At 33.5% G+C, this 21,348-nt stretch carries 20 protein-coding genes and 1 pseudogene; 5 read left to right on the top strand and 16 right to left on the bottom strand.

Going from position 1 to position 21,348, the window contains the following annotated elements:
• Nucleotides 1–93: 93 nt before the first annotated feature.
• Both ACB089_RS00525 and ACB089_RS00520 read left to right on the top strand, forming a co-directional pair.
• A complete protein-coding gene (locus ACB089_RS00525) occupies nt 94–873 on the top strand; it encodes an ABC transporter ATP-binding protein (protein ID WP_374964691.1) in 780 nt (259 codons plus the stop codon).
• Nucleotides 873–2,495 carry a hypothetical protein gene (locus ACB089_RS00520; RefSeq protein ID WP_374964689.1) on the top strand — a complete coding sequence of 541 codons (1,623 nt, stop codon included), beginning with the start codon at nt 873–875 and terminating at the stop codon, nt 2,493–2,495. The genes ACB089_RS00525 and ACB089_RS00520 overlap by 1 nt, the downstream gene beginning before the upstream one ends.
• Nucleotides 2,496–2,934: 439 nt before the next feature.
• On the opposite strand, the gene ACB089_RS00515 is transcribed toward ACB089_RS00520, so the two are convergent.
• The 6 genes from ACB089_RS00515 to ACB089_RS00490 all read right to left on the bottom strand — a co-directional run bounded on the left by ACB089_RS00515 (nt 2,935) and on the right by ACB089_RS00490 (nt 6,654).
• Nucleotides 2,935–3,549 carry an ABC-2 transporter permease gene (locus ACB089_RS00515; protein ID WP_374964688.1) on the bottom strand — a complete coding sequence of 205 codons (615 nt, stop codon included), beginning with the start codon at nt 3,547–3,549 and terminating at the stop codon, nt 2,935–2,937.
• Between the two features lie 4 nt (nt 3,550–3,553).
• Nucleotides 3,554–4,411: an ABC transporter ATP-binding protein gene (locus ACB089_RS00510; RefSeq protein ID WP_374964686.1), complete on the bottom strand. Its 858-nt coding sequence runs from the start codon at nt 4,409–4,411 to the stop codon at nt 3,554–3,556.
• Entirely contained in the window at nt 4,411–4,788 is a 378-nt protein-coding gene (locus ACB089_RS00505; RefSeq protein ID WP_068985070.1) for a GntR family transcriptional regulator, read from the bottom strand. Before ACB089_RS00505 ends, ACB089_RS00510 begins: the two co-directional genes overlap by 1 nt.
• Before the next feature lie 231 nt (nt 4,789–5,019).
• Nucleotides 5,020–5,535 (bottom strand): GNAT family N-acetyltransferase, encoded by a 516-nt coding sequence (locus tag ACB089_RS00500; protein ID WP_374964685.1) that lies wholly within the window; start codon nt 5,533–5,535, stop codon nt 5,020–5,022.
• 122 nt (nt 5,536–5,657) lie between these two features.
• On the bottom strand, nt 5,658–6,239 hold the full coding sequence (locus ACB089_RS00495) for a GNAT family N-acetyltransferase (RefSeq protein WP_374964684.1): 582 nt from the start codon (nt 6,237–6,239) through the stop codon (nt 5,658–5,660).
• A gap of 133 nt (nt 6,240–6,372) precedes the next feature.
• Entirely contained in the window at nt 6,373–6,654 is a 282-nt protein-coding gene (locus tag ACB089_RS00490; protein WP_374964682.1) for a CD3324 family protein, read from the bottom strand.
• Nucleotides 6,655–7,101: 447 nt separating this feature from the next.
• Here ACB089_RS00490 and ACB089_RS00485 point away from each other — a divergent pair, with 447 nt between their 5' ends.
• Nucleotides 7,102–8,766 (top strand): methyl-accepting chemotaxis protein, encoded by a 1,665-nt coding sequence (locus tag ACB089_RS00485; protein WP_374964681.1) that lies wholly within the window; start codon nt 7,102–7,104, stop codon nt 8,764–8,766.
• A 133-nt stretch (nt 8,767–8,899) separates the two neighbouring features.
• Here the strand turns inward: ACB089_RS00485 and ACB089_RS00480 are convergent, their stop codons facing one another.
• The 3 genes from ACB089_RS00480 to ACB089_RS00470 all read right to left on the bottom strand — a co-directional run bounded on the left by ACB089_RS00480 (nt 8,900) and on the right by ACB089_RS00470 (nt 12,316).
• Nucleotides 8,900–9,421, bottom strand: coding sequence for a hypothetical protein (locus ACB089_RS00480; RefSeq protein WP_374964679.1), 522 nt, complete (start codon nt 9,419–9,421; stop codon nt 8,900–8,902).
• A gap of 457 nt (nt 9,422–9,878) precedes the next feature.
• Nucleotides 9,879–11,093 (bottom strand): tyrosine--tRNA ligase, encoded by a 1,215-nt coding sequence (tyrS, locus tag ACB089_RS00475; protein WP_374964677.1) that lies wholly within the window; start codon nt 11,091–11,093, stop codon nt 9,879–9,881.
• Nucleotides 11,094–11,968: 875 nt separating this feature from the next.
• Entirely contained in the window at nt 11,969–12,316 is a 348-nt protein-coding gene (locus ACB089_RS00470) for a VOC family protein (RefSeq protein WP_374964676.1), read from the bottom strand.
• A gap of 690 nt (nt 12,317–13,006) precedes the next feature.
• On the opposite strand from ACB089_RS00470, the gene ACB089_RS00465 reads away from it, so the two are divergent.
• Together ACB089_RS00465 and ACB089_RS00460 are read left to right on the top strand one after the other, a co-directional pair.
• Nucleotides 13,007–13,498: a hypothetical protein gene (locus tag ACB089_RS00465; RefSeq protein WP_374964674.1), complete on the top strand. Its 492-nt coding sequence runs from the start codon at nt 13,007–13,009 to the stop codon at nt 13,496–13,498.
• A gap of 134 nt (nt 13,499–13,632) precedes the next feature.
• Nucleotides 13,633–13,827, top strand: a complete 195-nt coding sequence (locus ACB089_RS00460) for a hypothetical protein (RefSeq protein ID WP_374964673.1) — start codon at nt 13,633–13,635, stop codon at nt 13,825–13,827.
• A 38-nt stretch (nt 13,828–13,865) separates the two neighbouring features.
• Here the strand turns inward: ACB089_RS00460 and ACB089_RS00455 are convergent, their stop codons facing one another.
• The 7 genes and pseudogenes from ACB089_RS00455 to glmS all read right to left on the bottom strand — a co-directional run bounded on the left by ACB089_RS00455 (nt 13,866) and on the right by glmS (nt 20,394).
• Nucleotides 13,866–14,075 (bottom strand): hypothetical protein, encoded by a 210-nt coding sequence (locus ACB089_RS00455; RefSeq protein ID WP_374967664.1) that lies wholly within the window; start codon nt 14,073–14,075, stop codon nt 13,866–13,868.
• Nucleotides 14,039–14,209, bottom strand: a complete 171-nt coding sequence (locus ACB089_RS00450) for a protein rep (RefSeq protein WP_374964672.1) — start codon at nt 14,207–14,209, stop codon at nt 14,039–14,041. Before ACB089_RS00450 ends, ACB089_RS00455 begins: the two co-directional genes overlap by 37 nt.
• Before the next feature lie 649 nt (nt 14,210–14,858).
• Complete coding sequence (locus tag ACB089_RS00445) at nt 14,859–15,272, bottom strand: ybaK/ebsC family protein (RefSeq protein ID WP_374964670.1); 414 nt, start codon at nt 15,270–15,272, stop codon at nt 14,859–14,861.
• A gap of 418 nt (nt 15,273–15,690) precedes the next feature.
• Entirely contained in the window at nt 15,691–16,149 is a 459-nt protein-coding gene (locus tag ACB089_RS00440) for an NUDIX pyrophosphatase (RefSeq protein ID WP_374964669.1), read from the bottom strand.
• A gap of 503 nt (nt 16,150–16,652) precedes the next feature.
• Nucleotides 16,653–16,934 (bottom strand): annotated as a pseudogene (locus tag ACB089_RS00435) (hypothetical protein).
• Between the two features lie 326 nt (nt 16,935–17,260).
• Entirely contained in the window at nt 17,261–17,830 is a 570-nt protein-coding gene (locus tag ACB089_RS00430) for a GNAT family N-acetyltransferase (RefSeq protein ID WP_374964667.1), read from the bottom strand.
• Nucleotides 17,831–18,591: 761 nt separating this feature from the next.
• Nucleotides 18,592–20,394, bottom strand: a complete 1,803-nt coding sequence (gene glmS, locus ACB089_RS00425; protein ID WP_374964666.1) for a glutamine--fructose-6-phosphate transaminase (isomerizing) — start codon at nt 20,392–20,394, stop codon at nt 18,592–18,594.
• Nucleotides 20,395–21,348: the final 954 nt, after the last annotated feature.

The raw sequence follows: 21,348 nt of genomic DNA, 5'->3' as shown, positions 1-21,348 counted from the left end.
ATCATTGTCCCTTTTATATGCTACACTATATTCATGGATATATTTACTAAATAATCCACACTTAACATAAGATACACAGAAAGGAGCTGCAAAATGGAAGAAATCTTGACGATTACCAATTTAACAAAGAGCTATGGCAGTAAGGAAATATTAAAAGGAATCGACTTGCACGTTTCAAGAGGTGAGATTATTGGCTATATCGGTCCGAACGGCGCTGGTAAAAGTACGACTGTCAAAATCATTTTGGGAATTGAAGGCGAATATGGCGGAGAAATTAAGCTTTTTGGAGAGAGTATTGGGCAAGATCGCGTTGATTATAAACGAAGAATTGGCTATGTACCGGAAATAGCCGATGTGTATGATAATTTAACAGGCTACGAGTATTTAACCTTCATCGGCCAGTTGTATGGGCTAGAATTAGAGGTTGCTGCTGATAAATCAAAAACCTTAATGGAATTGTTCGGTGTTGGAGAAGCGTATCATGCTAGAATTTCTTCTTATTCAAAAGGGATGCGGCAAAAGCTATTAATTATTGCTAGCTTGATACATAATCCTGATCTTCTATTTTTAGATGAACCCATAAATGGATTAGATGCAAATAGTGTCATGATTTTTAAGGAGATTTTGACTCAACTAGCTGCCCAAGGAAAGACTATATTCTACTCATCACATATTATGGATGTGGTTGAAAAAATCAGTAGCCGTATCATCCTGTTGTATGATGGAAAAATCGCAGCCGATGGAACATTCGCCCAGTTACAAGCGGAAAATACCGAGGGAACTCTGGAAAAGATTTTCAACCAATTGACAGGCTTCCATGATCATAAGGAAATTGGTGAGAAATTCGTTTCTATTGTACAAGAGGTGCGATGATGACAGACTTCAAAACCTTACAACTGCTTGATAAATTTCGAATTGTATTTGTCAAAATGGGCATCGATTATGAAATGATGAGAAAAATCCTCCATATTAAATTAACAATGGATGAACGCAAAGTACCGACATTATTTAACCAAGCAAGAAAAAAGGACGATCAAAAATATGGCTATATTAAATCTTTATGGATTTATACTTTATTCGGACTCGTGCTTATTCCGTTTATGGGCTTTGGCCAAAACTTTCTGTTCCAAATGAGCATTTCATTTGCGATGATTATTTTTTTAATTATGACATCCTTGATTTCTGATTTTTCTTCCGTTCTGTTGGATGTTAGGGATAGAAGCATCCTTTCTACTAAGCCTATTTCTGCTAGAACGATTAATGCGGCAAAATTTATGCATATTTTTATCTATCTGACGTATTTAACCGTTGCATTAACAGCAATCCCACTTTTAGTCGGCTTGTTCAATCAAGGAATTGCATTCTTTATTTTAACAGTGCTTGAGCTAATCTTACTCAATCTATTTATTGTTGCTCTTACCGCCATTTTATATATTGTTATTTTACGATTCTTTGACGGAGAAAAGCTGAAAGATGTTATTAATTATGTACAAATCGGCCTATCATTAATGCTAATGATTGGCTATCAAGTCCTTATCAGATCCTTTGAATTTGTTAATTTTGATATGGTCGTAGCGTTTCATTGGTGGAGTATTTTTCTCATCCCGATGTGGTTTGCCGCTCCTTATGAGCTATTGCTAAATGGCGATAAATCTTTATTTACAGTGCTATACTGCATTTTTGCCATTGTCATACCACTACTATCGATATGGCTTTATGTAAAACTGATTCCAACCTTTGAACGTAATCTGCAAAAACTATTAAGTACAAGTAAATCGAAAAAAGAAAAGAACAATCGACTAAAGGCACTTTTATTAAAAATCATTTGTAGAACGAATGAAGAAAGAGCTTTCTACCGTTTCGCCTCCCTTATGATGAAACAAGAGCGAGAGTTTAAACTGAAAGTATATCCATCTTTAGGCTTTTCTTTTATCATTCCATTTATTTTTATGTTTACTTTTTCAAGGCACGAAGATGTTGATTATTCTGTTAGTATGGGCTATTTAAATATTTATTTCAGCATGCTCATTATTCCGTCAGCTGTACTTATGCTTGGTCATTCTGGAAAGTATAAAGCAGCTTGGGTTTATAAAATATTCCCACTTAAAGACTACACAGACTTACAAAAAGGTAGTTTAAAAGCATTTTTAATGAAGTTGTATATTCCTTTGTACGTGGTGCTAAGCATCATCTTTTGCTTTATTTATGGCATTAGAATTATCCCTGATTTATTGACTGTTTTAGTAACAAGCTGTTTGTACACTGTGATTTGTTACATCGGTATGAGTAGCACAATTCCGTTCACAAAGCCCCATGATGAAATCGGTGATGCCCAAGGCTGGAAAGCGCTTTTGTTTTTCATTCCATTAGGTATGCTGGCAGGGCTACACTATTTAATAGCTAGTCAATTTTCTTTTGGGTCCATTTTTTATTTAATGGTTCTTGTGATCATGAATTTTGGTATATGGAAACTAGTATTTAAGCGTACACAATAAAAATCAAAAACAGCTTCAACCTCATATTTTTATGAGATCAAGCTGTTTTTTGGAGCATTTTATTAAAGAGGTGCAACTCCGTCTTGAATCATTATGTATAAATAACTTGGTCTAATTGGATCAAGTTATTTTTCATTTGCTGGCTTTTTACTAGCTAAAACAAAAATCAAATATAATACAGAGATCATTACAGCAATACTCGCACCAATATTATAAGCTTCTATATTGTATAAATTTATAAATGTAATGCCTACATTATCTAAAGTTCCAGATAGATTATCAGTTCCCCTTACATCCAGTTCCCCTTACATCCAGTTCCCCTTACATCCACTTCGATTTTATCCAATAACCAAAAAACAATAAAAACCCCAAGTAAGGTCACTAACGTAGAACTAAGAGCTTTAGATTTTCCACAATTCCCCTCCGTTAAACTACATCCCTAAAAAGCTTTTCTCTCATATATACGAATAGACAGTAGCCACGATCCAATATATAAAATAACCGTTGTAAGGATAGCTACAAAATACATTTGCGTTTCTTGTAAAGTCAGGAAGTTCTGAACAAACCCTCTTAATATATCATGGAGATTAGGAAGTAAAATGGTGATTGTTACTAGATAGAGACCAACTAAAGCACCTAAAATCATCACTAAATGTTTGCTTTTGAATTTATAAGAGATTGGCAGTATAAAAGATATTGTAACCATAACAAGCCCCATAATAAGCAGTATTTCTCTCCATAAAAACACTTCTCCCATTCCATTCAAGAAGAAATCGCCAAGATATATGATAAAAATAATAACGGATGTAAATATTAATGCACCCATATATTTAGAACTGACAACTTCCTTTCTTGTATATGGAAGTGAATTTAGAAGAATATTCGCGTTACCTTTTTCATCCGTAGAAAAAGCAGTCATGATAAATACGACACTATATAAAACTCCTAAGAAGATTGGCGAAACATCTACCAACAAATAGAGTATAATTGTAGAAATGTAGAATATTATCGTATTCTTTTGTATTATAATATCCTTAAGTATAAGGTTAGCCATACCATTACCGTCCTTTTTTCGTATAATACATAATATCTTCAAGCGTTGGCTTTTCCACAATAACAGTATCTCCAAATATGTTTATCACACGATTTTTATCCGCCGTTAATGCCTCAAAGCCTGTGTTCGTTTTTCGAATTGAAATAAACTCCTGTTCCGTTTCACGATCCAATAAATCTAATGTCCCTTTTACAATGGCATATTCTTCTTCAATTTTATAAAATTCTTTCGTGAAAATATGTTCCCCATTATGAACAAAGGTAATATAGTCCGCAATGCGATCTAAATCTGTTGTTATATGCGTCGAGAAGAAAATCGTTCTATCTTCATCCTGCATTAGTTCATGTAGAATATTTAGTAACTCTCTACGAAATATTGGATCGAGCCCGGCAGTTGGCTCATCCATAATAATTAATTCTGCATGATGAGCTAGTGCAATCGCTAACGAAGCTTTCATCTTCATTCCCTTTGAAAATGTTTTCATACTTTTGTTTAGGGGCAGTTCGAATTCGTTAACATAGCGTTGAAAAGCGTTATCATCCCAGTTTTTATAGGCTGGTTTAATAATCCTTTTCATATCCTTTAACGTTAAATTTTCATAAAAGATATTTTCATCATAGACAAAACCAATACGTTCCTTTATTTCTTTTTCATGCTTCTTATAATCCATGCCAAACACTGAAACAGTACCACTATCTTGCTTAAGTAAGTTCATAATCAACTTAATCGTCGTTGATTTACCTGCACCATTTCCTCCGATAAATCCAGTAACAAAGCCTTTTTTCACATTAATAGAAAAATCCTTTATCTCAAATCCTTTAAAAGATTTATGAATATGCTGTAATTCAATAACATTTTCCATCATGCATCCTCCGTATACAATAATGTAAGCATTTCCTTAAGCTCTGCTAAGCTTAGGTTCATCTCTTTAGCGTTTTGAATAGCAATCAACAAATTTTCTTCGATTACCTTTATTTTTCTTTCTCTCATCATTTCCTTATTTTGTTCAGCGATGAATGAACCTTTTCCAACAATCGAATAAATAAATCCGTTTTTTTCAAGCTCTTCATAAGCGCGTTTAGTTGTAATAACGCTAATTTCTAAATCCTTTGCAAGCTGTCGCATAGAAGGCAATGCCTGCCCTTCTTGTAATTCACCTGTTAAAATAAGCTTTTTGATTTGAGCATAAATTTGCTCATAAATAGGCTCTTTTGAGCTGTTTGAAATTATAATTTGCATGCAAATACCTCTTCAATAAATATTGTATATATACTTTATATACAATATATCTACATTTTTATTATTTTGCAAGTAAAATTAGTTTTGAACACAAAAAAGAAAACATGAGATTGTAAAAAACAAACCTCATGTTTTCTGTATTTAAATATGTTGTTAACCTTGCCTATTCATCATCACAACTCGTTGAAAAATTTGAATCACAAACCACCTAGTCATAAATTTGACAGACAGCTAATGATTAGAATCTTTCTTCCAAAGGTAATGTATAAACTGCAATATTTGACCATTCATTTCGAACATATCATCGCTTATACAGATTTGTTTAAAGCCACTTTTTTCAAGAACCTTTTGAGATGCAATATTATTTGTTGTTGTTTTTGCCTTAATCTTTTGTACATTGATTTCTGTTTCTAATAGTAGTTTTAAGGCTTTAGCCCCTATCCCTTTGCCGCCATATTCTTTACCTACTCTATATCCAACTTCTGCAATATTATTGGTTATATCAATATCTACTAAATTTATTCTTCCAACAATATGGCCTGAGTTGTCCCTTATTAAATAGAATTTTGATTTTTCTTCTTGTTGTTCTGCTAATAGCTCTCTATGTTTTAATTGAAACGTTTCAAACTTATAATAATCTTCCCCACGACTAGGTACCATTTGTTCAAAAAATAGTCTATTATTCTTTTCAAACTGATACAATTCTTCTGCGTCACGTTCTTGTAAACTATTAATTGCTATGTCCAAGCTAAATTGCCTCCACATCTTCAATTCTAAATTCTCTTAGTAATACTTCACCACAGTCGATTGTAAATAAATTGTTCATAGCCATCCCCTAGTCCTTATTGATATAAGTGAAATAATCCAGATCAATACTCGTCATGCTTCTTCGAAAACTCTGTATGCAATAAACTATAGATCAACATATCTTTGCATTCTCCCGTAACACTATGGCATTCAAATTGTCTTAAGCAGCCTTCTTCCTTAAAGTTGAATTTCGTCAATAACTTCTTTGAAGCTATATTTTCTTCTGTAACAATTGCCTGTATTCTAGCTAAACCTAACTGATTAAATCCTATTGATAATACTTCTTTAACAGCTTCCGACATAATACCACGATGCCAATATTCTTCAGATAATTCATAGCCAATTTCAGCTCGTTTGCCTGCAAATTCACTCAAGAAAATGGTACCAATAATGTCATCAGTTACTTTGTTGGCAATAGCAAAACGTAAAATCCAACCTTCATCATAGCCTTCGTTCCAAGCATTAATTACTTCATAACTTCTTTCTAAACTTTCTGGTCCATTCCAATCGAGATGACGATATACATTTTCATTTGAATAATAATTGAATAATGTAGTGGCATCCTCCAATCTCAACTTTCTTAATTTAATTTGTTCAGTTTGTACTGTTGGAAAAGGGGTTCCTAATAATTTGGAAAAGTTCATTTTTTTCTCTCCTATTTTTTGAATAGAAATCAAAAGAAGCTGATTAGATTATAGCTGACCTATATTACTAGAAAAAACCTTATACATATTTCATAAAAGAGAATAAGCCATTGCAGTCAAAAACCACACTGGCTTATTCTATTCTTCTTCTTTTCTCTTTTAGTACAATTCTTTGAATACTCTTTGAGGACAAATAGTATTTTTCACCTAAAGTAGCCGTGTCCACTCCCGATAGATAATCGTTATAAATAGTAGCATTTCTTACTTCCAATTCTTTTCTTGTCACAGTACTAGATCCCCAGGTCTTTTTATGTTCTGTTCTTCGCGGTATATAAATATATTCACCATCAACATATTCTTGTATCAACTCAAGTAACTGCACTGGTAGAATATGCTTTGCTTTTTTATAGCTCATATTGCACTCCTAAACATTAATATTTTTTAGGAAGAGCAAAGGCCATTTCATCTTATTTCAATAGCCTTTGCTATGCAGAAATAGTATACCTTCTCATCAAACAATCCCCCTTGTTTTTCGTAAGTTAAATCCATATTATACCATATAATTTGAAATATAGGCTCATCACCATAACGTGTGGTTGACTTCCGCTTTACCAACTTACTATATATTTTAAACAGGCATTTTCGACCTATTCAAAACTTCAAAACTCAATAAACAACAAAGGGACTTTTACACCTTAACTTCTTATTTATTAAGTAGTAAGCCTTATATAATCTGTTATTGACAATTCGTCTTTTTTGCATAATACTAAAGTTGAAAATTAAGCATTTATTGAGTTTTCATAGGCATAAAGAACCTCAATAACTGAATTTACATATAAATTATTTAAAAGGGGGAAACTATTTGAAAAGCAAAAGTATTAAGCGTCGATTATTGTTATTTACGTTAGGTTTGCTGTTATTGTCATCTGTGGTCAATTCTTTATTTGGAGTATGGTTTGTTGGAAAAAACAGCAAAGAAGTTTTAATTGAAAAAGCCAACGAACAGGTCTTTGAAATGGCAAAACAAGCGGAGACTATCTTAAATTCAGAAAGTGACCCCATTCCATCTTTACAAGATTTTGTGGAAACAAAGTCAAAGCAAGATAATGTGACTTATGCTGTTGTCATTGATACAAACGTTCAAGCGGTGGCACATAGTGATACAAATAAATTAGGAAAAGTGTATGAAGACGAATACACGATTGATGGAGCTAAAAACGGGAAAAATCAATTTACAAGATGGTACGCTGAAGTTCAAGGTATATGGACATATGACATCATGGAGCCTATATATAAAGATGGCAAGCTTTATGGCGTGCTCGACATTGGGGTGCCTGAAAGCGGCATTCAATCAATTACAAACTCTGTACTAACCTATCAGATTATTACTGGTGTAGTAAGCTTTTTAATTATTGGTGCTTTAATGTGGTGGATTATTGGTCGCATTGTCGCTGCCATTAAAAATCTTGAAAAGGCCATTCATCAAACAGCAAGTTTAGACTTTACAGAAAACCCAGAATTAGAGAAGTTATTAAATCATCAAGATGAAATTGGGCTTATGGCAAAAGGAATCTCTGGCATGCGATTGGCATTAAAGGATGTTACCGTCAATATACATAAAACCAGTTCTGAGTTATCAGATTCTTCTAATATTTTATCACGAATTTCTGAAGATTCAGTACGTACAACTGATGAAATTAGCTTAGCCATTAATGAAATAGCAAAAGCTACCGAAGAACAGGCTCATGATACAGAAAAAAGTGCTGAACAATTAAATCAGCTTTCTGTAAATATTGACAGCGTTATGGAGCGTACAGAGAAGATTGCTTCCATGACAGAGGATATTGATCATTTAAGTAATCAAGGTGTGGAAACCGTCAACCAACTCTCTATTTGGTCAGAGAAGAATCGCGTGTCTTCACAACAGGTAAGTAGCATCGTTCAAGAAGTAGATAAAACATCTTCTGATATATCAAGTATTGTCAATACCATTACAGATATCGCAAATCAAACGAATTTATTGGCTCTAAATGCCTCCATTGAGTCAGCTCGTGTAGGCGAAGCAGGAAAAGGTTTCGCAGTTGTTGCTGATGAAATTCGAAAATTATCAGAACAGACATCTAAAGCAACTGAAGTTATTAAAAATAAAATCACCGCTATTCAGGATATTTCTAAAAGTGCTGTACAGGAAATTAGTACGAGCCTTAGCATTGTTGAACAAAACGCTAAAGCTACAGAGGATACAAGTGAGATCTTTAATACAATAAAGGCAGCTCTAGATCAAACAAGTGAAGTAGCACAAGAGGTGAAACATTTATCTTATGAGATGAATGAGCGCAAAGAGCAAATCATTGGTGTGGTTCAAAACATATCTGCTTCTGCAGTCGAAACCTCTGCAGGGACAGAACAAGTTTCTGCTTCCGCAAATGAACAAATTAACAGCATCGAAACTGTTTCTGAAAAAGCTAAGGACCTGAATGCTATTGCTGATGCTTTACGAGGGGAAATGAAAAAATTCACTATTTAAGGATAAGTTAATTATATTGAGTTCTATAGTAAACAAGCTGATTCATTGAATCAGCTTGTTCTATGGATGTATGATAGATCAACTTTTTTAAATATAGTTTGATGTTACAAACACTTCATAAAAAAGGATCTATCTACGCTATTGAATTAATGGTTTTTCCAATCTTTTGTTTCTTTATTTTAAATCGTTTTTCAATACCAAGGTAACGGTCTAAGCTTAAAACATAGCTACGATTTAAAAATAGCAATATACAAAATGCACTAGTATAAAGAGTTAAACTAATTAAATTCATATTTCCGGAAAGAATAAAATTAATATGCATAAGAAGACAAATGATAACGGAAGGAATAATCATTAATCCCATTATTAAAACAATACCAATTATAATCTGAGTAATTGGAATCGTGTAATTAAAAAACATAATATGTTTTAATGCGAAATGTGCAATGAAGTACTTATAAAATTCTGGCACATTTGGTTTATCAAGTGCCATTATTAAATAGTTTTTTATAAATACTCCAGGTTCACTAAACCAATTTTTCTCCGTAATTTTCGTTATACCAGCAAAAAGCCACCCAACCCCAAAAAGAAGACGCATTAAAGTAACTAGTAATTGAAAGACTTGTTCTCCAAATCGTTTTGATAATAATGTCATAAGCTTAATTATCCCCTATTATTAAAATTCTAACTTACTATTTTTTATAGACCTATCAGACTTAATTTATTGGTTCGTGGAACTCTTCCACATTTTCAACGTGACGAGCTCAGTCATCTTCCCTCTTTTCCTTTAAGGGTATATAAACAGCCTTAATCTCCATTCCATTTTCAGTCCTATGAATTATCATTACATCTCCATCCATTCCTTCGTGGTGTTTAGCAACTGATACTATTAAGATCGTATCTAGTGCAAAATTGTCATGATTTTTTCAATGGATTCACCTTTTTTAATTGATAATGATAATCATTACTGAAAGATAATATCAATATTAATTATCATCGTCAATGGTATATTTAGGAGAGATTTATAAGGTTTACTAGTTATAATAACGAATTCAAATCTCCATAAAAAAATGGAGTGGTTGCAACGGAAAGTTGACCACTCTTCTTACCCCTTATTTTAAAAATCTTATAAATCGTTTCTTCCCTATTTGTAAAACCTCCCCATTCATTAAAATTTGGTCAGTGTCATCTACTGTAATTTTTTCACCATTTAAAGAAACACCATTTTGTTTAATTAATCGCATAAATTCACTTTTACTTTTAATATAGTTTTTTGCAATCAATGCTGGAATAATATCTAGCACCGATTCTTTTCCTATTTCAATTAACATTGAGGGAATGTTATCAGGGATTTGTTTCTTTTGAAAAGCTGTTTCAAAAAATTGTTTCGCTTCCTTCACAGCTTCTTCACCATAATATAAAGTAGTAATAATCTCTGCCAATTCTAGTTTTATATCTCGTGGATTTTCCCCTTTTAATAATCGATTTTCCACTTCCTTAATCACTCTAGGATGCTCATCTGTTGCAAGTTCAAAGTATTTAATAATTAATGCATCAGGTATTTCCATAACTTTTTTGAACATTACTTCTGGTGCTTCATTGACTCCAATATAATTCCCTAGGCTTTTACTCATTTTTTCAACACCATCTAATCCTTCTAATAACGGCATGAAAATGGCAATTTGTTTTTCGAGCCCTAAATGCTTTTGTAATGTACGCCCCATTAAAATATTAAATGTTTGATCGGTACCCCCTAATTCAATATCAGCTAAAATTTCAACTGAATCATATGCTTGCATTAATGGGTAGAAGAATTCATGAATGCCAATTGGTACTTGGTTGTTATAGCGTTTCTGGAAATCATCCCGCTCTAAAATACGCGCTACAGAAGTTGTCGCAGCTAATTTAATGACTTCTTCAAATGTTAATTTTGATAACCACTCACTATTAAAACGTACAGTTGTTTTTTCTTCATCTAAAATTTTAAAAATTTGCTCACAATATGTTTTAGCATGTTCCTTAACAATTTCATCACTTAGTGCAACGCGCCCTTTTGCTTTTCCTGTTGGATCTCCTATACGGCCTGTAAAATCGCCAATAATAATGACAACTCGATGACCTAAATCTTGCATTTGTTTAATTTTCCGTAGAACAACAGCATGCCCTAAATGAATATCTGGCGCAGAAGGATCTAAACCAAGCTTAATCGTTAAAGGCTTTTGTTCCTTAAAAGATTGCTCCAATTTTGCTAATAACTCTTCTTCATTCACAATCTGGTCTATACCCTTTTGAATAATCTCTAATTGTTCCTCTGGTTTTAAAAACATACAATACAACTCCTTAAATATTGAATTAATATTGCAAGTTCTATAAGAGCAAAAATCAAGTTCGCCTTGGCGTAATTGCGTCCGGATGCTTTATCTTCATTTAGTAGGTATTAGGACACCTACTAAATGAAGATAAAAAACGTCCTTTAGGAATTAACCTAAAGGACGTTTATGAACGTGTTACCACCTTAATTTAAGAGTTATTTACATAACCCTTCTCAATAGGTACGGCAAAATTGCGATACCTTTGCATTGATTACGGATGCAAACCCGTCGTAGCCTACTAAAGTTCGGTACGCAGCTCCAAGATGTATTCATTTTAACTTTCCTTGCGCCTCTCAGCATCCGGCTACTTTCTGTAAGGTATTCAATCAATTATGCCTCGGCATAATTGCGTCTGGAATCGGCTTTGTGCTTAGACCTGCAGATGTTTTTTGCGCGAAAGCATAGCGGCAGCAGCACCGATGCAGGTCAGTTAGCCGTTATCGCATGGATGCGATGATTTTAGGCTAACATCCTTTGTGAACTCCTTACCGATTCCGTGACATCCGCCGGAAGCTTTAGGCCAACATGATGTTGGTCACTCAGTCGTTGCCACAGGACGTGGCGTTCTTAGACTGAGTTCCTATATTTCAGCGGATGTTTGGACAGACGTTGATTGAAGTTAAAACTACTCGTTCTCTTCAATGCTTTTACTCTTATACTCCAAACTGTTATCAACAATTCTTTGTTATGCAAATCTTGATAATTATCATAGCACCATTATTAGAATTGTCAATAAATTTATTCATCACCATAAAATGTGATTGATTTCCGCTACGCTTTCGGTACAAAAAACACTTGCTGAAAGAAGTTAAATTAACGATTACAACCCGCTATTTCTCCCAAAGCTCGATCAGTCGACCTTCAGGATCTTTTATCCAAATAAACTGTCCAAATTCACTAACCTCTTTTTTCTTTACAAGAGGTACACCAATATGTTCAAGATGCTTAATAGTCTCGTCTAGATCATGCACTTGGAAATTTAACATCACTTGTTGTTCTGTTGGAAAATAACTGTCATTCTCGCTAAAGAAAGAAAAGATAGTCTCATTTCCTAATTGAGGTTTAATCACAGTCCCATTCCAATCACCCATTTCAATCTTCAGCACTTCACTGTACCATTTTTTCACAACATCCAGATTCTTAGTTCTCCAAAATATTCCTCCAAAACCTTTTATCATCGTATCTAACCCCTGTCTTTCTTTAAATTTAATCCCTTCTTTTACTATACTACTCCGTTCGTATTATAAGGTCAGCCAGATATTTCTGGTTGACCATTTTTTATATGGTTTTATTATAGCAGTAGCCAAGGTAGAACGTAACTGCTCGTGGGGCTTGACCCCGTCAACTAAACCGTTCGCCCCCTACTTGTAGAAACATGATTGAAGCTGGTTGGGGCTTAGATCCCGTATAACAAGCGAAGCTATGACACTGCATGGAGGATTAGGCGTAACTGGCTAGCGATCTTCAATAATAGCTTATTACTTCGGCTACGTTTAGAAACAGATCGCCGATTTTGTCACCCAAAATTTTGTCGATGAGTATTTTTTTGAACTTATCAATTTTTGTTCTATTTATTACAAAAATTGATAAAAATCAAAGAAGGTGGAAAATATGATTTAAATTGGGAACTATTTTCATGTAGATATGAACACAAAATATTGATCAAGTGAAAGATAGTAACTTATTACACTATAAAAACAAGCAAAATTAAAACAAATTTATCGGAAGTAATAGATAATTTACTGACTTTTCTCATTTTTTGTTCAATTATCAACAAAACTTGATTTCTTAATATTCATAACTAATGATATGTTATTAACATACCTAGGGAAAAAGTAAAAAAAGATTTTAATAAAAATTATTCCGAAATGCCTGAAGAAAAAACAAACGATTTAAAGAAAGAATTACTTACATTAATTAAACAAGGAACTATTAAATTACAGTCAAATGGTGAACTAGATTTCAAAGACATACAATCAAAGCAAAATGGCGAGAATAATGTGCTATATATGCCTATAGAATACAAAAACATAGAATCTACGCTAAACATTTCGGCCCTTACAGTTATCTTTGATAACAAAGGAGAACTTGTTAATTATGACGAAAGAAAAATTGTAGCAGATGATAAAAATTATACTTCACAAATAGAAATCTATACTGATGGAGTATTAACTAAATCAGAAAATGTACAATTAACAAAAGAAGATTTTATGATTACACCAGAGAAAGAAAAAAATTCAGATTCAATCTTATCATTTTTAAAACCTGATACTGCAGAAGCTGCAAGTTGGGCATCCAAATTTTTTAATTGTTTAGATGATCAAGGTGTTCCAGGCTGGGTTTATAAAACACTACAGTAGTTTGTGGAATTGCTTGTGCTACAGCAGTACTTTGTGTCCCATGTGCTGTAGGAGCTGCATTAGTATTTGAAGCAGATATTATGTATTGCGTAGGTAAAGCAAACGGAAACTACTAACGAAAGGAACGATAAATTATGCTTAAAAAAATAAGACTAATGTTATCAGGAGTTTTAGGCATAATGGCTTTTTTTTCGCTTCTAACCTTTTTAAAAATAATTGATATCCCTGATTTTATTTCAAATATCCCTTATTCTATTCCCTTTGTTTTTATTATCGTTTTATTATTAATTGTTTCATTATTGGAAAAAAATCTTAATAAAAATATGTAATTTCTAAAAAGAGTAAAGGAGTAGCATTCGCTACTCCTTTACTCTTTTTCCATTCGGTTTAACAGTTCTCTTCGCAACAAAGCAATATAGTCTTGTTCTTCTGGCGACCGCTGATAGATACGGTTATAGTGACTGTAAGCTTCCAGCAATTCTTTATTGACCATTTCACTTGGATGTTTTCGTTCCTCTTTTATTATATCAATTGCTCCTCCTAACAAATGAAATAATTTTGCGCCTTCCAGTTCCACTGGGTAACAATCGAATACGCTTTTTCTTCAACATCCGAATCCTCATCATCCACCCGTATCAAATCACCAACTTCGATGTCACCCAAGTTCAATTGCTTATGTATTTCTTTCAGCAATCCGCCATATGAAACCATACGTTTTCAATACAATCCTTCTTCCAAGTCTTTTAGCGGACGTTCCAACGAAAGAACGAACTAACGTTGATTCTAAGATGATTTAAACGAACCAATAAAGGAACAACGAGATTGTTCTTGTTTGTACGATTCGTTTTATTTACCTATGGCTCTTAATAATTCTGATTCAAAAAAATGAGCTAATTTAAACTAGTTTAAACTAATTTACTTTTTCTAATTATCATATTTTCCGCAACATGGGGTCCCGTCAGATTTATGCGTATAACGTTACAGAAATATACAGGATTTTATGCAAAGTGAAGAACAAACCAAACAAGTAAAAATACTGCTACATCAACCGTTTGCGCCACATGTATAAAAAGATGTATAAAAAGATGTATAAACAATGTTCATAATAAAAAGCCACGAAACGTTGATTTAACAACATTTGTGGCTTTTTGATGTGTTTCCACTTTGATTTGGGAACGTTATTTAGATTTATTTTGCATACTTTATAAATCTTTAATGAACTAAGATAATCTTAAATTTAATAAAAATAAAGATGCTCCACAATCGCGCCCGATTGTGGAATATCAAAATAATAATTTATGATTGCTGCCTTTAGCTTGTTGAACTAACGTACCCCACTAGTGCAATATCATAACCTTCATTAATACTTAATTTCAATTCCAGCTTGTTTAAATGGCTCTAACACTTTTGGATAACACATTGCAATATAATCTACTGTTTTTAGATTATTTAGATTCTGAAAACCTTCAACAGATACTACATCAAATAAATCATCCTCACCATCCCAATCTGGCTTTAGGATATGATAAATTTCATTACCTCCATCAAAGCAAAGGTCCTTAACTTTTTCCAAGTCACTTGCTTCCAAAGTTAACCCTTCTAAATATTCCCTGATTTCAACAATTGGACCATTTCCAGAATACCAATCAAAACTATTTATATACTTATTTTTTAAGTCTGTTAATTCCTCTAAAAATAGTGGTTCTTTATCTAATATAGCTTCGATTACTATTAATTTAAAATTAAAATCTTTAAACATCCCACTTTTATCCATTATCCTACCTCCAATTTTATTTCTGCCTTATACTTTTAACCTAACCAGTTCTGGTTGATCAATGATAATTATCCTTAATATTGTTATTTTTCACAATAATATCTTTAGGTTAACCGCCTAATAGTTTAAGTGAAACCTTCACAATATCCACTTTGCTTTAAAATTCATTGAGATTCTTTTATATGTTATCGTCATTCAGAACAAGTCGATCGAACAGTCTTCTTTAAAATTATTTTTCGCAGCGTCTCAGAGCGTTATTTTCTAATAAAAACAGCGACAAGCACTGTTAAATCAGTGTTTGTCGCTGTTTGAAATGTTACAGACCTTTCATTTGGGAACGTTATTTATTTTCATATGTATGATGTATTCATAGTTACTGTATACATCAGACTTAACTGCATCAACTGTCTTGAGGCAGTTAAACTTTTAAATATTTTAAAGGTTTTTTCTTAACAAAATTATTTTCGATAGATTGAAGAACCTCTTCATTACCAGGTAAACTTACAACCGCTTTTGCTTTTGCAAAAGGAATCCATTGATATTCACTATGTTCATCGTTTAAAACGACAGATTGTTCTTCTTGAACAAAACCTACAAATACAGGTGCAATGTAAATGTAATTCTCTTGTGGAGAGAAAATTTGGTCAAATTGATTTGAGGAATACAATACGAGTTCTGTAATACCTGTTTCTTCTGCAATTTCTCTATAAACAGCTTCTATTGCCGTTTCTCCATCATCAATACCGCCTCCTATATAGCACCAAATATTATTTAAATTATGAGATGTTCTTTTTAGTAATAAAACATGATATGTGTTATTTATTTCTTTTAATAATACAGCAGCGATGCCAGTAGACTTGATAGGAATAGTGTTCATGTAATGTACCTACTTTCATCTTTAGTATCAGAGTTTATTTTTCATTAGCACCTGATTTCTGTTTGTTATATTTCCTATTTTTTAATTTAATAATGATAAGAATTATGACTGAAATCATCAGAAATAGACCTAGATAGAGTAGTCCTGTTCCTAAGGGGAAATTTATTGCATACTCTTTTTGAAAATCCAATAGCTCTTTACTACTTAAAGAATTAATATCTTGTACAGGGATAAGGACGATTTGTAATATAAATCCAATTACAATTAAACAAAATGATAAAAAACTTATGCTGAAAAGTGTAATCTTATTGAACAAAAATCGCATAATAACACCTCGATTTTTTCACTATTTCTTACATAGACGTTTTCACTTAATAAAAGTTGTTAGACACCAAAAATTTACCAAAGTGTGGTTTTTGGAAGTTTTAAAAAGTTACTTCAATCTTACATTTGGAAACATTTTTAAATTAACGTTGTAAATCCTTATAAATTCAAATAAGTAATTATTTTTTATTTTTAAGTTCTAAAAGTATAGGTGCTATATTTAGTAAGATAGAAACAATTGTCAAAAAACACTATGCGCTTCCAAAATTAGGTACTTCTCTTAAAGCTGACCAATCTTCACCTTTTATCCAATCAGATACAAGGCTATGTTCTGCACAGAGTGTCAATACTGTAAATGATAATCCCATTGCCATTGCCAATTTATAATCTTTGCCTGTTCCATACATATAAAGATTTATAAAAGTTGCTACTATTGCAATAAGACCTAATATTAACCACATAATGATGCCTCCATTATACTTCTGTTTTTTTAATATAGACATGAATTGTAATTATATGGTTCCCGAAGATGTCCTTTGGTAACATTTCATTGAGATTCTATTTATATGTTACAGCTATTCAGAACAAATGGATCGAACAGTCTTCTTTAAAATTATTTTTCGCAGCGTCTCAGAGTGTTATTTTCTAATAAAAACAGCGACAAACACTGATTTAACAGTGTTTGTCGCTGTTTGAAATGTGACCAAGCTTTTATTTTGGAACGTTATTTGAATAGGATATAAAGAAATTAAAGAAAATATTTTTTTAGATTCCGAAATGTTCGTATTTAATTTGTTTGTTCTTTGATGTCTTCTTGTGAATTAATTATTCCAAAATAAAATAAATCTTCATATTTCCCATCTTTTATTACTTGTTCTCTCAATAAACCTTCTTGTTTCATACCGATTTTCTCCATTATTTTACCTGAAGCTGGATTGGACTTAAAATAACGTGCGAATACCTTATGTAATTTCTTTTCTTCAAATGCAAAATCAATTAATGCTTTTGCTGCTTCAGTACCATAACCCCTGCCCCAATATTTTTCACCAATCCAATAAGCAATTTCTCCATTATTAAACTTTTTGTTATTAGATAATGAAATGGCTCCTAATAAATTGCCGCTTTCTTTATCCGTAATAGCAAACTCATACGAACGGTCTTCATCGAAATTTTTCTTATGGCTTTCCATCCATACCAATGCATCATTGATAGTATATGGATACGGTATGTATAGCGTAGTTTTATAAATATTAATATTATTACAAAGTTCTTTAACCGTTTCAGCATCATTCTTTTCAAAAAGTCTCAAATACAATCTGTCAGTATGGATTGAATAATTCATTTTATCGAATTTCATTATAGTTCACTCCTAGATTATTAATTTATAAATGTAGTTTTATAAGGTGTATTTCTCCACGCATTACTGATATTCCTCTAAATAAGTTACCAAAGCGTCGTTGGTAACATTTCATTAAAGGTTGTTATTCAATAATATGGCCAACTTGTTGAACAACAAGTTAAACAACACTCTTCAACTAAACTGCTCCGTTAGCCATCCATGAAGCGCAATAAACAGCACTTCATCACAGAAAATGAAAGATGATTAAGTTCTTTCATGGGAGTTTAAGTACACTTCTTCACAATCTTTAGAGTGATATTAATGTAAATTTCCAACAAAAAACCATCTCATCTTTAAAATCTATAAAGGTGAGATGGTTTTAAAAAAACTTTATTACAATTTATCAATCTTTATTCTAAACGAACAAACTATATTACAAAACCACACCAAGACCTTGTTCAATCATAGACTTAATTGGATAATTATCAGGTTCGGTAATGTATGTTAAGCTCAAGGCTGAAGGAGCGGAAGGTTACCTTATCAAATATGGTAATATCCACCACACTAAATAAGAGCATGTTTTGATCAATCTTTTTCAAAACATGCTCTTTAGATTTGTTCTCACATATAAAAGGTTAATATCATTAATTTAATCAACTTTATTTAAAAATCTAAACTAATTATTTTTATATTTTCCACAAATTTTCACATCACGACTAAGTTGTACGCATCACGTTTGAGTTGAGTATGGACAATAGTAGCGAACTCTAACTAATCAACTACTCAACAGTTACCGATTTAGCTAAGTTACGTGGTTTATCTACATCACAGCGGCGGTGTAAAGCAGCATAATAGCTAATTAATTGTAATGGCACTACCGATACAAGAGGTGTTAGTAATTCATGCACATGAGGGATTACTAAACGGTCACCATCTTCATCTACGCCAGCCATTGCAATAATGCATGGGTATGCTCCTCGTGCAGCTACCTCTTTGACGTTACCACGGATATTTAATGCTACTGCTTCTTGTGTTACAAGGGCAAACACTGGTGTACCTTCTTCGATCAAGGCAATCGTACCGTGTTTTAGCTCGCCACCTGCAAAACCTTCTGCTTGGATGTAAGAGATTTCTTTTAGCTTTAAGGCACCTTCAAGGCTTACATAGAAGTCGATGTTACGGCCGATGAAGAATGCGTTGCGTGCGATCTTTAAGTAGTCCTCTGCGATATCCTCTAAGACATCTTTTGAATCGATAATTGTTTGGATACCGTTTGCTGCAATCGCAAGCTCTTGTTTTAAATCGAACTCTAAGCCTTTGCCATTAGCTTTCGCAGTTACATATGCTGCTAGAGCAAGTACAGCTACTTGTGCTACATACGCTTTTGTTGAAGCTACTGCAATTTCTGGGCCTGCATGTAATAAAAGCGTATGATCCGCTTCACGTGATAGTGTAGAGCCTGGTACGTTTGTGATTGTTAACGTTGGGTAGCCTAGCTCTTTAATTTTCACCAGTACTTGACGGCTATCTGCTGTTTCACCTGATTGTGTAATAAAGATGAACAATGGTTTTTCTGATAGTAATGGCATATTGTAGCCGAATTCACTTGAAATATGAACTTCCACTGGAATACCAGCCATTTTTTCGAAATATTGCTTACCGATTAAGCCCGCGTGATAGCTTGTGCCGGCTGCAATAATGTATAGACGGTCTGCTGCTCGTAATGCTTCTAAAATATCAGCGTCAATTGTTAATTCGCCATTTTCGCCTTCGTATGCTTGAATAATTTTACGCATAACTGTTGGCTGTTCATCCATTTCTTTTAGCATATAGTGAGGGTAAGTACCTTTTTCAATATCGCTCATATCAAGCTCTGCTGTATATGGTGCACGCTCTACTACTGTACCGTCTAATGTCGTAATTTCAACGCCAGCTTTGTGTACGATTACGACTTCTTTATCGTGTAGCTCCACATATTGATCTGTTACTTGTAGCATCGCCATCGCATCTGAAGCTACAACATTGAAGCCTTCACCAACACCTACTAAAAGTGGAGATTTGTTTTTCGCAACGAAAATTGTATCAGCTGATTCTGCATCTAAAAGAGCTAATGCATAAGAGCCGTGTAATAAAGATAAAGTTTTGCGGAACGCCTCAGTCGTGCTTAGACCTTCTTTCACAAATAACTCTACTAATTGCACGATGACCTCTGTATCTGTATCAGATTTCATCGGAATGCCTTTTAAATAAGTTTTTTGTAATAAATGATAGTTTTCAATCACACCATTGTGTACTAGCGTAAAGCGTCCTGAAACACTTTGGTGAGGGTGCGCGTTTAAACGGTTCGGTACACCGTGAGTTGCCCAACGTGTATGACCAATACCTACTTTAGCGGCAACGTCTTCGTCTACAGCTTCACGTAAATCTGCAATACGTCCTTTTTCTTTGAAGACTGTTACACCCTCTTCATTGCGTACTGCAATACCTGCTGAGTCATAACCACGGTATTCTAGTTTCTCTAAACCTTTTAATAAAATTTCCTTTGCATCTGATTCACCAATATATCCTACAATTCCACACATAAATTTCTTGTCCTCCGATATTGTCAATTTGACGCAATGACAAATTTGACCTCAGCCTACCGAATTTTTTTATGAACGTAAAAGCTATGCTTATTTATCATTTTGCCTCGGCATAATTGCGTCCGATTTAGCATGTGTTTGGACACCCGCTAAAAGAAAATAAACATACAAATACATACATATTATCAACACTCATTCAGCCGTCTGAAGAGTTATCATTCGATACGAGAGGTTCTCTATTTATCTATTGCTTTAACTATACCTTCTCCATTTTCTGTACATTCAATCACTCAAATGCTTTCAAAATGAAAAGTGACAATCGGGTATGTCGATCGGGAGGCATCCGCCGAATTTTCGATAAACCTCCACCTCGTCTGCTGAAGATACTTTCGTCCAATTTCTTCAGCTCAGGCGCTATAATTGTTTTCCGCTTTTGCGCTTCCTTCCCTCCTTATGATGCGCTCGTTAAATGATAAGGTCGGACCTCATCTTCAACTTCACTATCATACTCAATCATATGCTGTACGTCAAATTTTCGTTATAAAAAACACCTAATTACCCTTCTTTTTAGTGACAAAATGTAGACAAACATCTGATATAAAACAATAACTGGAAATTCTATTAGAGATATAGCTCATCACCATAACGTGTGGTTGATTTCCGTTCCAACTGGGCGCTTTCCTGGGGGCGTCCGATGAGCCGCTTCACTCGCGTTGCTCGCTCCAGGGTCTCATCTGTGACGCAGATCCCCAAGGAGTCGCCCAGCCTTCACTCCAATCAACTAATATACAGGGCAAATGTTTAAAAAAATGTCATCCACAACTGTTGATGGTGAGCCATAAATATGATACCAATCCTTGTTATTGCGACTCTTTACTACATGCCCCATTCAATTCGTCGACGAGCTATCAATCTCATTAAAAGTTCTATCCATCCCATTAGTAGAAGTACAAC

The organism is Lysinibacillus sp. RS10 (assembly GCF_041956855.1).
Taxonomy (GTDB): domain Bacteria; phylum Bacillota; class Bacilli; order Bacillales_A; family Planococcaceae; genus Lysinibacillus; species Lysinibacillus xylanilyticus_A.
This window is presented reverse-complemented; position numbering and strand designations above follow the sequence as displayed.